Genomic DNA, 17223 nt, shown 5'->3' with positions numbered 1-17223 from the left:
CCTTATTGGTTAGTGGCTTTAAATAATAAATGGTTAAAAACCTCTTTATTTCTTGTATGAATTATATTAACATAAGGCTCATCATCAAAACTTGACCATAATTCAAGTTTATTTTTATTTTCATAATCTAAAACTAATTCTAAAAATTCCTTTTTATCAAACTTTACACCTTCATTTCTTAAGCTTTCTACTCTTTGCAAAAATTCATTATCACATTCACCATCAAAAGTTTGATTTTTAATATTGAAATTACAATTATATATTTCATTATTTTTATCAAAATAATAATTAATGCTTTTTATGTTTTGATAATGCCAAACTTCACCTCCAAAATAAAAAAGACAAAAACATAATATGGCTGTAATTGTAAATATTGTTTGACATTTACTTTCTTCCAAATATGCAATATAACTATTTGGTGTAATATTTTTTAGTTTTATTAAAGGTATTACTAAACACAACAACATAATAAATAATAATATAACTGTCGTGATTTGAATGTTTATGGTTTCAAATATACTTGTTAAAAATATTAAAAAGCTATTTTGCCAAACAATATCTTTTATCGTTAAACCTAAGACAATTAATATTAAAAATATTTTTCCTATGCTAAAGCCTTTCTTTTTTTGATTTAAATCGTTTATTTTACTCATTTCAACTCCTTTTTTAATTCCTTGCATTAACATAACAAGGTTCATATAATTTAAAAATTCTTTCAATTCTTTTATACTCGTAAATATTATAATCTTTTATTATAAAATCGTAATAATTGTCGTTATTTTGTATTTCAGCAATATACTCATCAATGTCTTTAAACTCTTCTATATATTCTTGGGCTTCTTTTAAATTTTTAGCAAACATCTCGTGTTTTCTAACCCTACTTTCTATAAAAAGATTTCTGTTTTTAATTTTGTTAAAATCATACCCCTTCTTTATACCTTTTGGTTCAAATAATTCTATGTATGTTTGTGATTTGCTTTGAATTTCTTTAATTTTTTCTTCTAGGCATTTTTCAAAATCAAACCCAACCATTTCAATATAGTTTTTACAAATATAGATTATTTTATATAAAGTGTTGGTTTTTACATTCTGAATATTTTTATCTAAATTTATACTTGATTTGTTTGTATTAATTAAATTATTATCAATAATTAAACGCAATATTTCATTAACATTATCATCATATTTAAAAGATGATGGTTCTTCATAATCTTTAGTAATACTTATGATATAAACAACAATATCACATAAACTATTTATTTGGTCGCAATACATTTTTGAATTATGAAAATTACTTATGTATAAAAGAATTCTTTGAAAAAAATCATATTGATTAATATCTTTTTTATTTTCTAAAACACTAATAATTTTCTTTATCATTTCTTTATTCATTTAAATCTCCTTTTAAAATATTTGAAAGTTCATCAATAACAAAATTAGCCAAATCATAGCCACTAGAGAAGAAAATCATATTATCATATTCTCTTAGTATTTTTGTTTTATCTCCTATACCTTTAAAAATATAAGAAATCCAAAAAATTCTTTTTTCACAATTACAAATATGGCAAAAGTGAATAGAATACTTATCCATTAAAAAATGTTCTAAGATAAATATGATTTCATCTTCTTTTAAAATTGGATGATAATGAGAAAATAAAATCTTAACCTCATCAAGACTTGAAATTTTATCTAATTTATCGATAAGTGTTTTTAACTCCTGTTTCATACCTTTCCTTTCTTTTAAAAACTATAAAAACTTTTAAGCGTTTTACGTATTATCTGCTTACACACAGAATTATGCTATCCTGTGTGTATTATATTTAATCACAATATGAAAATCTAGAATAATATTCATCCAAAGCCCAAGTATAGCCCTCTGCACTACTTAATTCTAAATAAAAGCCACTACATTGTGAATAATTATGGTTACAAAAATCTAACCTCTTCCTAATTATTTTTTCAAGTGCTTTTATTTTTGCTAAATTTTTTATAATTGTATTGTTCCTAATCTCAAAATCAGCTTTTAAGGTGCTATTGTGTTCTATAGAATTAGTTATTTCATCTTCAATCTCCTTGCTTCTTAAAGAGTTGGTTTCATCTATTAGTTTTTGCGTAATTTTTATAATTTCATCATAGGTTTTTTCATAATTTTGTTTATAAAAATCATAATTTATATTTTTTTCAATACATATTTTTGGTTTAAAATGTTTTGATTTTTCATAAAACTCTTGTTTTTTAATGGTTTTATGAACATAATAATCTTCAAACCAAAAAGTTACTCCGCAAGCTTTACAAATCAACCCAATAAATGCAAGTAATATAAATAATAAAAAAAAGATAGCTAAAACACCTTGTAAAATTTTTTTCATTTTTTTTCCTTTCGTAAATATTTTTTAAAGACAATCGATTAATTTTGTATCCCTAAAATCATGCCAAGCACTTAAGTCCTCAATTAGATACTTAAGTTCATTTAGTTTTAAAGGATTTTTTAATTTTATTTCATCAAACACAAATGGATTTTTTAATGTCTTAATATTCATATAAGAGTATTCAGCAAAATCAATCCCATCAAACCTCCCTCCCCAAGTAAAATAAACTTCGCTATCACCTTCCAAAACAAAATATAAACTTTCTTGTCCTTTGTGGTAACCATAATAAATTCTATATACAAGCTTTTCTTGTATATTCTCTTGTTCATAAAGCTTTGGTAATTTCATCTTTTCTCCTTAATTTTTAATTTATCTAACAATAAAAAAATCTTTTAAGCGTTTTTATTGATTTTGAAGCGTCCTATAAAATATAAAACGCTTTTATATTTAAATTAGATAGTTTTAAACAACTGTAAAATATTCCATTGGTGAGCATACAGTTGAAAGAAAATTAACCATTTCTTTATGGGTGGGGTTGCTATTAATTTTTTCTTCAAAATCTTTTACAATGCTACTATGTATTGTAAAGTCATAGTGTTCTTTATTTGTTTTAACCTGACATATATAGTAATCATAAAAAAATTCATGATTATATTCATCAATTAAACCTTTCATAAATTTTACAGCTTCTTGCTTGTTTTTGTGCTTTTCCTTTTTTACGGCAATTATGCCATCAAGGCTTGTTTTGTCATTTAAGCTTATTATTTGTAGTTGTTTAGGTTGTTTTATGAAACCTAGATAATAATACTCTTTTAAATCTACCTTAGATTCGTTTAGGTTTTTTAACATTTGAAAATGTGAAACACTTTCTATATAATTAAGTGTTTCATCAAAACTGTCACAAGAAAGAGTTTCAAGTCTTTCCGTAAAAACTACTCCATTTTTTATTTTATAAAATTCTTTGAACATTTTTTTCTCCTTTTGAACTAATAAAGAATAAAAAAATTTTTAAGCGTTTTTGTGTTTGTATTTCCTTAGTGTCTTGTAAATTTGCAAGACACTTTTGATTTCTTCTAAGCTAGGGGGGGTTAATAAATATCTAAATAAAAAATTATATCAGTCTATTTGTCCCAAAAAGTAATTTAAGTTATAAGAGGCTATGACATTTCAGCAAGATAATTTTCAATATACTTAAACTTCTCTTCTAAATCAAAGACTTTATTTTTTAGTTTTTCGTATTTTTTCTCTAACTCTTCATACTCATCTTTGAAAACAAAACCCTTTCTTAGATAAAGTTCTTTTAATTTTCTATCTATTTCAAAATTGTTATTGTGAATATTTATAAAGATGGTGTCTAAATAAATTCCATTTAAATTGCAAAAAGGACTTAAATTTAAAAAATTAACCTTTTTTATTACTCGACAACCCCTAAACATATAATTAGCATTGATTAATTCTTTGGCATCAAATACCAAAGAAGCTTCTAAATTTTTACAATCTTTAAACATTTCTATCATTGTAGTTACTTTGCTAGTATCAAAATTTAAACATTGATTAAAATTTTCACACCCACTAAACATATAGTTCATATCTTTTACATTTGATGTATCAAAATTCAAAGGTTGATTAAAATTATAGCAGTTCATAAACATACCTTCCATTGTAGTTACTTTGCTAGTATCAAAATTTAACGGCTGATTAAATACTTTACATCCAGCAAACATATATTTCATATTGACTACACTGCTAGTATTCCATTGTTCTACTCCTTGTAATGGCATATTGTATATATCACCAAAAAATAGATATGACATATCTGTGATAAGACTTGTATCTATTTCGCTCAAATCTGTTATCAAAACAAATTTTCTATTTTTTGTAAATTCTTTATCTAAAACCTTCAGTAATTCTGTTAGCTCATGTCTTGTTTTTGGCTTTAAATTTAATTCTTTCATTCTTTCTCCTTTAAATTAAAATAATACCTTTTCTAAGCGTTTTTTGTTCTTTTATCTCTTTAGCTTAAAGAGATAAAATCACTTAATCAAACTTTTGTATCTATATCAAAAGCTTCTGTGTAAAGGTCAAAAACATCATTGTTCTTAAATAATGTAGAATGCTCTGCTTTTAAACCTAAAAACTTTTGTATTTCAAGAAAACCTATTTCAGCTCTCATTAAATCGTTAAATTCAGCGGACGCCCCTACATCCGATAATTGAAACAATCTTGTGTGTAAATCTAAAAGGCAAGTTTCACAACCATTTATTTCATAAAAAGCCTTTTCTATATTATTGCCTAATTCTTGATATTTATCACTATCTATTATTTCGCTTATAATAGATGCTCTTAAAAAATTTTTTGCATTAAAATCTAGCCCTTCATTTAGTATACTATTAAAATGATTATTCTCATTACATCTTTTTAATAAATACTCAAAATAAACCTTATATTCTCTTTCCATTTTAATCTCCTTGATTGATTTTTAATAGAATAAATAAACTTTTAAGCGTTTTTATTGACGAATCCATAGTAATCAAAGATAAAAACACAATAACATGTAAGCACTCATCCTAGCTATTTTAATAATTAGTATGGTGCTTATAATAGTTAAAATGTTGTTAAGATTGTCCTATCTATCAATAGAGCATTCTTATTTACAAAGGCTGAAAATAAATTATTACAATCAAATTCAAATCTTTCCTTGCTTGAATAATTAATTTTAACCAATTCTTTTTGAATAATTAATTTTACAAATTTTAAATTCGCTTGTGCATTTTTGCTAAAAGGCTCTAAAGCTTCTTGTAATTTTGACGACTTATTTAATAATAAAGAAAATACATAATTATTAATGCTATAAAAACTCTCATTTATATTATTAAAAATTTTATATATTTCAATAAAATCATCTACAATGGGTTGCTCTTCTATCTTGTTTATTATATTAATACAATCATTTATTTTTTCTTCTGATGTTAAATATAATTCTAAGTTTGAAAGAGGTCTACCAAAAAACTTTTTATTAGCTGTTTCAATTTTTAGAACTGCTAAATCTTTATAGTCTTTAAAATTATCTATATCTACTTTTTCAATAATCGCATATTCAATTACTCTAGAGTAATCTACTAAAACATTCCTACTTCTTGAAATTGCATAATCTAATAAATTTTTTAGTTTGTTTTGATTTAAGAAGCATCTAAAATAATATAATTGCTTACTGCTCTCAGTATCCTTAAAAGAAAAGAAATCTGAAAAATTATCTATATCATTCTTGCCTTGTAATAAATCAAAATCAATAAAGCCATTAAAAATTAGGTTTTCATATTCATCTAAAAACCATTTTTTAAAATCTGACGGTTCTTCTTCTAACATTGTCTTATAAAAATCTGTGTTTATATTTTTAAGTATTTTAGAAATATAAGTTGTTCTGTGTAATAACTTATATGCTAATTTTACAATTTGTTTTGATTTTTCAAAATCTAAGCTTTTTAAAATATCAAGTTTATTAAATACCACTATATAATAAAGAAGTTGACGATAAATTATGTTTTTAGGTGTTTTAATAAAATATTCAATTTCCTTTTCAATAAAATCTTGAACTAAAGATAATTCATAAATTTTAATAAAATCGTATAAAAACAGATAACCTTTTAAATCTGTTGTATTGTTTTTTAAAAATAAAATTATTGCTTCTTCGATTTCTTTCTTTGTTAAAAAACTTCTTAAGTCTTGAAAAGATGAAGAAAACTCACTAAGATAACTAACTTCTTGAAAGCCCTCAATAATAGTATTTTTAAAATCTTTTTTATCATCAATATAATTCTTATATTCTATACAGTAAGGCAATATTTTGTCTTTTTTATAAAAAAGCTCAACTATTTTATTTTTTAATTTGCTTTTTGTGGCATATTTTTCAAAATAATCTTTATTGAAAAATATATCAAAAGCATTTATATTCTCTCTGTCTAGCAATATATTTGCTATTTTTTTTCTATCTTCTTTAAAATAAAAATATTCACCAAATTCTGATAATGTCAATAATTGCGTAATATCGCTATTCTTATCTTTTGCATAATCAATAAGTATTTTTTTTATCACTGTGGCGTGAAGATTGCTTTCTATATCTTTAAGGTTTTCATCTATTTTATCTAAAGCTAATTCATATGTTCTATCTAAAAGATAAAATAAATACCTACAATTTTTATGAATTAAAGCTGTATAATAAAATTTAGGGTCATTTTCTTTTAATGTATCTAGCTCTGTTTTTAAAACATCTAACCATTGTTTGTCACGATTATGATAATGACCTAAAACTGTATCAAAATTTTTAAAATTTAAAAGTTTTATTAATTTTTCTTTATTTTTTGGAATATCAATTAATATGTTTTGAAAAGAATTCATTTCTTTTAAAAAAGGAGTAGAGTTTTCCCATTGAAATTGAGTGCAAATGCTTATAATTTCTCTTTGCATTTCTGCTATTAAAATATCTGCTACCTCATCAGGTATTTTTTTAAACTTTGTTCTAAAAGCCTTTTTAGTTCCGTTTTGATAATAAAATGCTCTTATATCATCAAGATTATACCCATACAAGGTATTATTATCGATAATATCTTTTAAAGGTTCAAAATCTCCTTTATTCTTTTTTGCATATTTTTCGTATATTAAAGGTTGGTGGCTTAAAAATTCTCTTGCCACATCACCATACTCAACTTGTGTTTTAATTTCCATATTTCATTCTCCTAAATGTAAAAGTTTATCTTTCATATGTATTTTATTACTCGCTTTAATCTTATTAAAATACTTTTCAACTTCATCGATAAAATAATTTTTATCGATTTTGTTAAATAAAACCAACTCTTTTATTACTATTAACCTTACAAACTTTAATCTATCTTTTATATGAATATCATATTCTTTACATAATTGATTTAACTTTTGAGATTTTTCTAATAAATAATTAGTTAAATTAAATCTGATACTAAACAAATATCTTGTAGCATTGTTAAGGATATTGTTTAATGTTTCAATATCTTCTAAATCATCGTTTAAAATAGAATTTATAATCTCCTCGTTTGCTTTAATTTTATATTCACTTAATTGGTGTTTATATTTTTCTTTACTATTACCATTAGTATAATCCCTTATCAGTTTTTGTCTAAACTCTTCTAATAAAGCATAATCAAAATCTACTGTTAAACTACTATCTAACAATTTTTCATAAAGTGGTATTTCAACAATTCTACAATAGCAATCGCAAAAATTTTCTTGCGGAATATTATTATAAACATAATTTACCAAATCCGCATATAAATTATTTCTTAGTACATATCTCATTAATTCATGAGCTATTTTTGTATCACTTCCATATTTAATAATTTCTATAAAAATTTCAGTGTTGTCAATTGTTATATCAAAATCAAAATACTCTTTTAATTGTTTTTTGTATTTGATTTGACTTGAAGGGCAAATCCTATCAATTGATTTTGCCAATAAACTTTGTATATCTTTTTTATCTATTACTGATAAATATTCACGATAATCAATGAAATAATCTATACAATTATTATATGATTTATCTATAATATCTACTAACTCTTTAGATGAAAAATACTTATTAATAAAAACTAGGTTTTTAAATAAACAATCATCTTTATCTTCTTGTATTGCCATATTTATTGCTTCTTTAAGTATGATTTTAATTTCTTCTTCTTTTAAAACTTCTTTTAATATCTGCTCTTTTTTTATTAAATCATTTAAATTATTAGAACTAAGATACTCTACTACTTCTTCTTTGTTTTTAGTTGCAAAAAAACTTAATAATTTTTCACTGATTTGTGGTAGTTTTCTATCTAATAATTCAATAAATATGTCTTTATGCTTAAAACTTATTTCAAAATATAAATTTTCATCTTTTTTAATATCATCTAAGATATCATTGATTTCATCTTTAAAATCCTCATCAAAATCAATGGCTTCTTCAATATAATGTTTTATATTTAAATAATCGTCTTCTAATAAAAATTTCGCAAAATCATCTTTATCTCCTAATTGCTCTTGAACGTATTTTGCGTAATAAAAATCATCATCTTGATGTTTTATTTCAAACTCTTGATATTCTTGCCAAATAAACTCATCTAAATTATATGCTAAATCCTCACATAATTCTTTAGGCAATCCTAATTCTTTTGCGATTTCTTCACTATTATAATTGTCATACCTATAAAGATTTAAAAATTCTTCAAAACTAGAGTAGGTAAAATCATTATAATATTCTAAAAAATTATCTGGGTCGCTTATAAAATCATCTGCCTCAATATAATCAATTTTTTCTTCTATATCTTCTATTCCACCATTCAATTCGTCAATAATTTTATTTATTTCATTTGTAATAGTATCTATTTCTTCTGAAAAAATAGTATTATAACCTATGTAATTTTTGTATTTATTAGATACAAAATTATTAACTCTAAGCTTTTTAAAATTTATAAAATCATCACCATAGTTATCAATTACTTTATTGATAATATCACTTCCATAAATCATTGTTTTTCTCCTTAATTAATTTTTAATTTAATATAAAAAAATCTTTTAAGCGTTTTTTAACTTTTGTTCTATAAAATATTCTAACTTTAGTATATTAGTTTTAAAACTTTGATTTTAAAATTACTACAAGGTAGAAAATGTTAGGGTTTTACTGAAAAACATCCCTAATACCTCAAGAGATTTTCTCTTGAGGTTATTTTTCATTTGTTGCTTCTAAAATCTTATTTTTTAAATCATTCCCTAAAATATTAACAACATAGTTATAATATAATTCTCTTACGTTAGAAAACTTGTCATTATTTATTAATTCCCTCATTTGACAATCTATTTTATTAATATTTAATAATAAATATTTATTAAATTGTATTTTATAAATAACTTTATTATTTACATAATTAACATTATTATTATTATAAATAGTATTATTGTTATCATAAACAAGATTAAGTTTTTCAAAAACATAAGTTGTTATCATATTAAATATATCCGATAAATCACTAAGTGTAAATAAATAAGGATTTAATTCAAAAATTTGATTTATTATTTGCTCTTTTTCGCTCATATTTAAATTAAAATAATTACTATTAAAACAATATATATCCCTTTTGGTTATAGTTGCTTTATATTTATTAGTAATCTCATTAAAATCTAATTTTTCAGCCCCTAATAATTTAGCCACTTCTTTTTCTCTGTTCAATATGGCTAGTTTTACATCTTGGATTAATTCTTTTAAAGAATGTCCCCTCCTTTTTTCATAGCCTTTATCAAAATTATAAAATTCTTTTTCTATTTTAATTAATTCTGCTAATTTATCATTGCTAAAACAAGCAAACTGAAAATTAAAACCATAACCCTTTAATTCTTTATAATCAATATCATAAGGGTAAATGCTTTTAAGCATTTTTATTTTTTCATTATTGTCAATATTTTCATAGGTTTTTTTAGCAAATTCAAAAATCTCTTCTAACTCAATAAAATCAGTTTCATAAATTAAACTATTCAATGCTTCGCCAGTAATAAAACTATGATTTATTAAATTATTAATCTCTTTATTTATATCATCAGGAGTAGTTTTATCTAGATTTTTTTTATATACTTGGTCAAAATGTTCTCTTATATTATAACAAATCATATCTACTCCTTAAACACAAGCTCTCATCGTTTTTAAATTCATTTTTAACAAAATCATTAAATAATATTTCATAACTTTCTCCGAAAACCTTGCTTAAATCCCCTAAACTTTCACATAAAATCTCTTCTTCTTCACCAGTTTCATAATGGAATTTAACAACACTTACTGTGTTGTCTAAATTTAAACAAGTTTCTAAACTAATATTTCGGTGATGTTTGTTATAAGCTTCAGCCATAGCTGTTATAAAACTATCAAAATCTTCAAATAAATCCTTTTTCATTTTTTTCTCCTTGTGATTAATTTTGATTTAGGATAAAAAAATCTTTTAAGCGTTTTAATTGCTTTGTTTGACTCATTTATAAAGTCAAACATTTAAGTTTTTATTTATTAGTTGGTTTTAGTCTTTTAATTAAAGCTCTTACTTTTTTAATAATATTGCTGATAAGACAGATTATTCCTACAATAGCAAAAACCAAAAAAACGATAGCCATTAAATTAAAATACATAAAACCAACCTCATCAGTAACTGCTACTAAACCTAAAAAACAAAATAATAAAGTTATTGCCAATAAACACATTAAAACATTACCCATTTTTTTCTCCTTGTGATTAATTTTGATTTAGGATAAAAAAATCTTTTAAGCGTTCATTATTTTATGGTATAATGAATCAAGATAGGATGGATTTACAAATTCCTAGTAAGCTTCCAAATCCTTCCTATCTTTTACAATAAGAGTTTGTTTCGTAAAACAATTCATCTTCTTTAGTTTTATGTAAAAAATAATATCCTTTAAGTTTTGGGGTTTTACTTCTTGTTATGATTATTTCTTTTCCTAAAAAAGAGCCTTTATTAGGCTTTAAAGCATCTTCATAACTATTAGAATGCTCCTTGTCCAATCTAGTTCCTATTTCGGTTATTTTGATTGATTTTTTTGTTGTTGAAATTACTTGATAAAAATCAATATTGGTTTGGTCATATCCCCATACATTAACTAAAATATCTCCTACTTTATAATCGTTTTCATTTAGTTCGGTCTTTTTATTTAATTCTTTCTGAATATTCTCCAAATTTATAATTTTTGTTTTTGTTTTAATTAATGCCTTGAAATTTTCTTTAACCCTATCAGTAAAAAAATTAGTTTGTTTATTATCTATTTCTGACCAATAAGGATAAGCCCAATTGTATAAATCCCTTTCGTTTTTTATCTTTAGGTCTTTAAGCTCATTAAGTATCTTGTTGTGTTCATAGTTTAAATAATTTTTTCCATCTATTTCTTTATAATAAGATTCTATTTTTTTAGCACAATCTTCCATTTTTTCCGTTAGTTCTTTAACGCTTTCGTTAATTTGATTAGTCATTTTTTTCTCCTTAATTATTTTGATTTAATATAAAAAATCTTTTAAGCGTTTTTTTGGTTTTAGTATATTTGATGCTTTTGTAGACGAAAAGTTTAATTCTATTGACTTTTCGTCTTTAATCTTATTTTTAAATAGCACAAAAAAAATCAAAAGGGTCTAATCTGTTTTTAAAACAAAACATTTCCAAATCACCTATGCTGACAATTTCTTCATCACACAAAATACCTGTGGCATTTTCTATGTTTTTTAATATTTTTACCACTGCTCTTTTTTGAATTTTTTTTGCATTCACATACACTTTTTCCATCTTTAATCTCCTTAATTTTTAAGTTAAAAGAAAGATAAGAAAGTTTTTAAGCGTTTTTTTGGTTGTCTTGCTAGATTGTGCGGACTATTTTACAATCTAGCTATTGATTTTAGAACAATATTTGATTTAATTTTTTGATAAACTCATACACATTTTTCGCATTTTTTTCACTATCTATTCTAATATAGCGAATTTCTTTTTCACTATTTAATACAAAAAGATTATTCTCAAAATCAATTGAATGGTTTGTTTTTTTACTTATTTTTTTAAAAACTTGGTATTTAATGACTATATTAGGCATTATATAATTTTTTCCCTCGCTTTCGCTCATTTTAATATCAAAATTTGATATATTATTTTTATCTCGTATATATCTTAATAATTCAGTAGCATTATTGCAAATAGACCATCTATTTTCGTGCTTTAATTCATAAAATAAATTATCTAAACAACTACTATCTATTTTCGTTTTATTTTTTAATAATTGCTTTATCTTTGTTAAATCTATAAGCTTAGTTTTACCACAAAAACTTTGTATTAATCTAAAAGCTCTATTAAAATTAAAAAGCTTAATATCGTCAAGTTTTTCATTATTAGCAATATAATTGGCGTCCTTAAGTAATTCTTCAAATGTGTATTTATTAGAACCAATTGCTTTCTCAATAAAATATCTGATGTTTAGAAAATAAACATAATCTTTATTTACATCACTTAAGGCATATAGCTTTAATAAAGCTTTTGCCATAGATTTAATTGGGTGGTGGTCAAACTTTGTTAAGTTTTTTATGGGCTTTATCTGATATTTTTCAAATGGGCAATAGTGGTGGGGTTTTACATAAAACTCCTGAATAGAAATGAAGTTTTTATTAAAATTATAAAGCTTAATATCATCAAGTTTCTCATTGTTAGCAATATAATTAGCATCCTTAATAAACTCTTCAAATAAATAATCATCCATATTGATTGCGAAAATAATTTCTGATAAATATTTTTTATCATTTGTTATAGCTAGTGCTTTTATTGTTTCTTTCATCTTTTATCCTATATTGCTGGATTAAAGCCAAAATCTTTGCAAATATTTAAAATTGCTTCTTTTTTGTCTAATTGAATGTTTGGAGTTCTAAATAAAGCTTTTACGATAGAAAACTTATGGTTTTCTAACAGTTTTACAACTAAACTACAGATATTTTTTGTATCTGTTCCGATACAAAAATTCATTAACACAAAGATAAAATCATCAATTTCTCCAATGTGGTTATAAGCATAATTGAGCCAATCATCAACTAAAATTAAACCAGTATTAGAAAAAATATTATTAATTTGTGTTTTGTTTGTATAGGCTTTTTTAAATAGTGGTAAAATTTCATAAATTTCTAATACTTTTTCGGCATTAAAATTAAATAACATATCATCTTCAGGATTAACTAAATATGTAATTATGTTTGTTTCGTTATTTTCTATATTTAAAGCCTTACATATTTTTAAAACGCTTTCATAGTTTTCTAATGATTTATATCTTTCATCTTGTTTTAAAAAATCTCTTAACTCTGTTTTTTTATTACTCTCTAAACTTTTTGAATACACATAATTTATTTGCTCTTTAGTAAGCACCAAATAATCCATTATTTTAAAAAAGTTATTATCTTTAATACAAAGTTTTTTTAAGGTTTGAGTTTGTATTTGAATAGGTCTAATACAAGCAATGGCTTCTAAGCTTATTTTAATTATATTCATTACATACGGTGTAATGAATATATCGGATTTTAAGGTTAAAACAAATTTATCATTATGTAAAAATACGCACTCTTCTAAAATATTAAAAGGGTCAATGTTTTGAAAATTTAAAAATATAAGCTCTTTTTTTTGTTCTTTAGTTATATTCATTGCAAGTTCTTGCTTAATATAATAAAGCTGATGTAAAGGGCGTAGGGTCTTTGTTTTAATAAAGCTAGTTGATAAATCAATCCAAGCTATCACGCTTAATACATCTAAATGGGCAAGTAATAATTTAGGTTCTAATAAAGCCTTAAAATGCTGTTCTTTTCCCTTTTTTGGGGTTATATATTTTAATTTTGACATAACCTCATCAAAAACACAATACTGACCTTTAATAAAGGTTTCTCTAAAATTATTTAAACCAATGGTGTCAATAAGAAAACTTATCGCTTCTTTGTGTTTTGGGTTTTGAAAAGCTTGTAATATATTTTCTTTTGAATTTTTACTTTTAATTATGAATTTCATATTTTCTCCTTTGCTAATTTAAAAGGAGGATAAAAAAATCTTTTAAGCGTTTTTAGGGGCTTTGCGAATACATAAATCTCTAACTTATTAAGCTAAAGATTTTAAACGCAAAAGGCGAAAAGTATCTGATTGTATAGCTATATCTATTCTGATTAAATCTTTTTTATCATTATAAGCATCTAATTTTATAGCTTTATATAATTCATTAAAATAAGAATATTTACTAAAGGCACTGATGAAGTCATCGTATTTATAAGAAAATAAATCAAACTCAACAGAATTTGTTTCAAAACCACTAATGCTATTAATTAAATCATAATTTTTGATACAAAGATTTATAAGTTCAAGTCCGCCTTGTGAATTTTCAGATATTTTATAAATATCTTCTTTAGGGGCAAAAATAGGTAAGTTATGATTTCCTGTTTTTAAATAATCACAAATCTCAGAAACAAATACTTCTACATTATGTATGTCTTTAATATTAACTTGCATAAAAACTCCTTATTTAAAATTTAACTCATTATATCTACAAATAACAATATTCAAGATACTCTTTAACAATTTCTACACCATAAATTAGTATTTATGAAAATAACCAATCCTTTGTCATTTATCCAAATATTTATAAATTTCTAAAGTGCAATAAACATCAAATAAAGAATTATGAAAATCAAGTCCTAATTTATTCTTTATATCATTTGCATTTACTCCACAATACTCTAAACTCTCACTTAGTCTTGGGAATTTAGGTTCTCCATTTTTAAATATAGTTGCGTTATAAAGATATTGCGTTTCTCTCATCGTGCAAAACTTTTTAATATTACTCAAGTCTATATTAAAAGCTTTTTCTAAATGAGTTACATCAAATGCTACATTATGACAAATAATTAAATCCATATCTTTTACAATATTTATTATTTCTAAATCATCTTTAAAATATTTAGGATATTTTACATTAATACGCTTTTCTTTAATTACATCATCATATAATCCATTAATGCTTAATGCCTGTTCGTTTTCTTGCTCATTTTCATCTCTGTAATAATATCTATCAATCACATTAACCACATTATTTAAATCATCTAATGCTAAAGCACTAAAAGAAAGCACACTACAATCAAAAAGCCCATTTGTTTCAACATCTAAAACTATTTTCATTTCAACTCCTTTAATATTCTTGAAACGGTTTTTACTAAAGGCTTATCCTGTTCTTCAAAAATATTAAAAATATACTCTTTGCCATCTAAAAATGCAAAAGTTATTTTTTTACCACAAAAATCCGATTTAGTTTCCTTTGAACTTGCATCGTAACTATATGATTTTATGGCTTCACACTTTAAATAATCCAAATTGGTATATCCATCGGCTGTTATAAAGTCATCAAAATATGCGTCATTGTTTTCATAGCCTACTGGTAATAAACACATTAAAGAAATAATGTTTTCTTTTAAGTCTTTTTTATCAATTTTTATAAACTCTTCATTCTCTTTATTGTCCTTATCCCAATAAATACCAAATTCATAAACATTATTTTCAGCTTTATAAATAATACAATCTATATTTTCACTTAAAATAGATATAAAATCCACTGCAAATTTAACTAAAACCTTATTAGATTTTCTTTTTAGCATTTTTTCAAGCTCTTTGATTTCTTTTTCCATTTTGTACTCCTTATTTCTTATAATATAAAAATAAAATAATAAAATCTTTTAAGCGTTATTTTGTAGTCTCACTTAAAATAAGGGTGAGGTTCAGTCGCTATTTGAAAATATTAAAAATTTAAATTAATTCACTACAATTAAAATTGTGGTTATTATTTTTTATTTCGTAATTGCAAATATATACCTCTTGTTGTTTGTTGTTTTCCTTACCACAAGCATGATATTGAAAATTATTAGGACTATATACCTTGAAATTATTCTTAGAACAAAAATCAATTAAGTTTTTATTTTCTATACCTTTATTTATAATCACATTGCTCATTCCAAACTTTATATTATTTCTATCTAATTCCTTGCAAACCATAAATAATCTATTATCATCATTAAAATCCCATTTACAGCTTTCATTATATGTAGCAGTAGTTATTGAATAAGGAGAATCAAAATATACAAAATCATCCTTATTTAATGTTTCGCTAAAAATTAAGTCTTGAAAATCTTTTTTGTGGATTGAAAGATTATTTTTAGAAAAAAACTCACAACCAAAACTTATAGTCTTTTTGTTTTTAGGAGAAAAACAGTTATTTCCGAACGGCATATTAAAATCTCCTTTTTTGTTTGTTCTAAATTGCTGTGAAAAAGCAAAAAACATAAGCGTGTAAAGGTCTAATGAGTTTTTATTTTTATTATAAAAATCTCTAAAGTTGTGATATGCTTTTTTGTAAAGTTCAACTTCGTCTTTACCACTAAAACATCTAATAGTTGTTTTAGTTGGTAATCCAAATTCTTTAACTCTATTTTCTATATGTTCTATTATCGTTTTTTCATTGTTTTTTGCAAACATTTGATAGTATAAATGCAAGGTTTCATCAATATCATTTATTATATATTTTTTTGCTTGAGTATTCATTGATACAGTTGCACTTCCAGCAAAGGCATCTATAAAATGATTAATATTTTTTGGAAACAGATTTATTAAACCACGACGAATCAGACGATTTTTATTTCCCATATAAAGAATAGGACTGTTTATAAAACTATTCATTGATTAACCTATCCAAATTGATTTTAATATTTCCACATTTATTATTTATTCGTCTTAGGATGTTTGAAAATTCTTCAAGTGTTAGAAATTTTATATCTGAATATTTTAAATAGTTTAAATGTTTTGGTTTCGGATAGCTTGATTCATATTGTTTTATTGCATTATAATCAATATCTTTTACAAACAACATTTTAACCTGGTTTTCATAAATTTCTTTATTTGGAAGTTCTTTCATTTGTGAATCATAACCATTGCTGTAATTAACCAAAATTAAAGTCCCACCTAGCTTTTTTGTAAGCTGAAATAAAGAATGGAACTTTCTCCAATTATAAGGATATTTGCTTGGGTCGGACGTGTATGGTGTAACATGAACGCTATCACATTTCAAATATTCAAAAATATAATATTTGTTATTGATATTGTTTTGATATATATACACGCTATCTATATCAAACCCATAAGTTTTATCACCGCCTAAACAGCGTATAATAAATTCTTTACTTGAATCGTCGCTTTTTCCTAAAGGCTTACTATTTTGCATATATATTCTCCCTTTTCTAAAATTGTTGTTT

22 protein-coding genes are annotated in these 17223 nt (G+C 23.6%); all 22 read right to left on the bottom strand.

Annotation, left to right across the window (positions count from 1 at the left end; translation table 11 throughout):
• Window positions 1-2: 2 nt before the first annotated feature.
• Window positions 3-653: a hypothetical protein gene (locus tag AVBRAN_RS10830; RefSeq protein WP_239803790.1), complete on the bottom strand. Its 651-nt coding sequence runs from the start codon at window positions 651-653 to the stop codon at window positions 3-5.
• Between the two features lie 13 nt (window positions 654-666).
• A complete protein-coding gene (locus AVBRAN_RS10825; RefSeq protein ID WP_239803789.1) occupies window positions 667-1392 on the bottom strand; it encodes a hypothetical protein in 726 nt (241 codons plus the stop codon).
• The gene (locus AVBRAN_RS10820) at window positions 1385-1726 is read right to left on the bottom strand and encodes a hypothetical protein (RefSeq protein WP_239803788.1); all 342 of its coding nucleotides are present in this window, start codon (window positions 1724-1726) and stop codon (window positions 1385-1387) included. Before AVBRAN_RS10820 ends, AVBRAN_RS10825 begins: the two co-directional genes overlap by 8 nt.
• 94 nt (window positions 1727-1820) lie before the next feature.
• On the bottom strand, window positions 1821-2369 hold the full coding sequence (locus tag AVBRAN_RS10815) for a hypothetical protein (RefSeq protein ID WP_239803787.1): 549 nt from the start codon (window positions 2367-2369) through the stop codon (window positions 1821-1823).
• 24 nt (window positions 2370-2393) lie between these two features.
• Window positions 2394-2717: a hypothetical protein gene (locus AVBRAN_RS10810; protein WP_239803786.1), complete on the bottom strand. Its 324-nt coding sequence runs from the start codon at window positions 2715-2717 to the stop codon at window positions 2394-2396.
• Between the two features lie 114 nt (window positions 2718-2831).
• Window positions 2832-3338 carry a hypothetical protein gene (locus AVBRAN_RS10805; protein WP_239803785.1) on the bottom strand — a complete coding sequence of 169 codons (507 nt, stop codon included), beginning with the start codon at window positions 3336-3338 and terminating at the stop codon, window positions 2832-2834.
• A 188-nt stretch (window positions 3339-3526) separates the two neighbouring features.
• Window positions 3527-4324, bottom strand: a complete 798-nt coding sequence (locus tag AVBRAN_RS10800) for a BspA family leucine-rich repeat surface protein (RefSeq protein ID WP_239803784.1) — start codon at window positions 4322-4324, stop codon at window positions 3527-3529.
• Between the two features lie 86 nt (window positions 4325-4410).
• A complete protein-coding gene (locus AVBRAN_RS10795) occupies window positions 4411-4827 on the bottom strand; it encodes a hypothetical protein (RefSeq protein WP_239803783.1) in 417 nt (138 codons plus the stop codon).
• A gap of 146 nt (window positions 4828-4973) precedes the next feature.
• Window positions 4974-7091: a hypothetical protein gene (locus tag AVBRAN_RS10790; RefSeq protein ID WP_239803782.1), complete on the bottom strand. Its 2118-nt coding sequence runs from the start codon at window positions 7089-7091 to the stop codon at window positions 4974-4976.
• A 3-nt stretch (window positions 7092-7094) separates the two neighbouring features.
• Complete coding sequence (locus AVBRAN_RS10785) at window positions 7095-8906, bottom strand: hypothetical protein (protein WP_239803781.1); 1812 nt, start codon at window positions 8904-8906, stop codon at window positions 7095-7097.
• Window positions 8907-9099: 193 nt separating this feature from the next.
• Complete coding sequence (locus tag AVBRAN_RS10780; protein ID WP_239803780.1) at window positions 9100-10038, bottom strand: hypothetical protein; 939 nt, start codon at window positions 10036-10038, stop codon at window positions 9100-9102.
• Complete coding sequence (locus tag AVBRAN_RS10775; RefSeq protein ID WP_239803779.1) at window positions 10025-10318, bottom strand: hypothetical protein; 294 nt, start codon at window positions 10316-10318, stop codon at window positions 10025-10027. Before AVBRAN_RS10775 ends, AVBRAN_RS10780 begins: the two co-directional genes overlap by 14 nt.
• A gap of 100 nt (window positions 10319-10418) precedes the next feature.
• Complete coding sequence (locus AVBRAN_RS10770; protein WP_239803778.1) at window positions 10419-10631, bottom strand: hypothetical protein; 213 nt, start codon at window positions 10629-10631, stop codon at window positions 10419-10421.
• 124 nt (window positions 10632-10755) lie between these two features.
• Window positions 10756-11397, bottom strand: a complete 642-nt coding sequence (locus AVBRAN_RS10765) for a hypothetical protein (RefSeq protein WP_239803777.1) — start codon at window positions 11395-11397, stop codon at window positions 10756-10758.
• 127 nt (window positions 11398-11524) lie between these two features.
• Complete coding sequence (locus AVBRAN_RS10760) at window positions 11525-11704, bottom strand: hypothetical protein (protein WP_239803776.1); 180 nt, start codon at window positions 11702-11704, stop codon at window positions 11525-11527.
• 109 nt (window positions 11705-11813) lie between these two features.
• Entirely contained in the window at window positions 11814-12737 is a 924-nt protein-coding gene (locus AVBRAN_RS10755) for a hypothetical protein (RefSeq protein WP_239803775.1), read from the bottom strand.
• 8 nt (window positions 12738-12745) lie between these two features.
• Window positions 12746-13945: a hypothetical protein gene (locus AVBRAN_RS10750; RefSeq protein WP_239803774.1), complete on the bottom strand. Its 1200-nt coding sequence runs from the start codon at window positions 13943-13945 to the stop codon at window positions 12746-12748.
• 87 nt (window positions 13946-14032) lie between these two features.
• Window positions 14033-14437, bottom strand: a complete 405-nt coding sequence (locus AVBRAN_RS10745) for a hypothetical protein (RefSeq protein WP_239803773.1) — start codon at window positions 14435-14437, stop codon at window positions 14033-14035.
• Between the two features lie 114 nt (window positions 14438-14551).
• Window positions 14552-15103 carry a 3'-5' exonuclease gene (locus AVBRAN_RS10740; RefSeq protein WP_239803772.1) on the bottom strand — a complete coding sequence of 184 codons (552 nt, stop codon included), beginning with the start codon at window positions 15101-15103 and terminating at the stop codon, window positions 14552-14554.
• A complete protein-coding gene (locus AVBRAN_RS10735) occupies window positions 15100-15606 on the bottom strand; it encodes a hypothetical protein (RefSeq protein ID WP_239803771.1) in 507 nt (168 codons plus the stop codon). The genes AVBRAN_RS10740 and AVBRAN_RS10735 overlap by 4 nt, the downstream gene beginning before the upstream one ends.
• Window positions 15607-15724: 118 nt before the next feature.
• Window positions 15725-16651, bottom strand: a complete 927-nt coding sequence (locus tag AVBRAN_RS10730; protein ID WP_239803770.1) for a Dam family site-specific DNA-(adenine-N6)-methyltransferase — start codon at window positions 16649-16651, stop codon at window positions 15725-15727.
• Window positions 16644-17192, bottom strand: a complete 549-nt coding sequence (locus tag AVBRAN_RS10725) for a hypothetical protein (protein ID WP_239803769.1) — start codon at window positions 17190-17192, stop codon at window positions 16644-16646. The genes AVBRAN_RS10730 and AVBRAN_RS10725 overlap by 8 nt, the downstream gene beginning before the upstream one ends.
• Between the last annotated feature and the right edge of the window lie 31 nt (window positions 17193-17223).

Source organism: Campylobacter sp. RM12651, from assembly GCF_022369475.1.
In the GTDB taxonomy this organism is placed as follows: Bacteria; Campylobacterota; Campylobacteria; order Campylobacterales; family Campylobacteraceae; genus Campylobacter_E.
The sequence above is the reverse complement of the archived record's forward strand: the minus strand, read 5'-3'. Positions and strand labels throughout refer to the sequence as shown.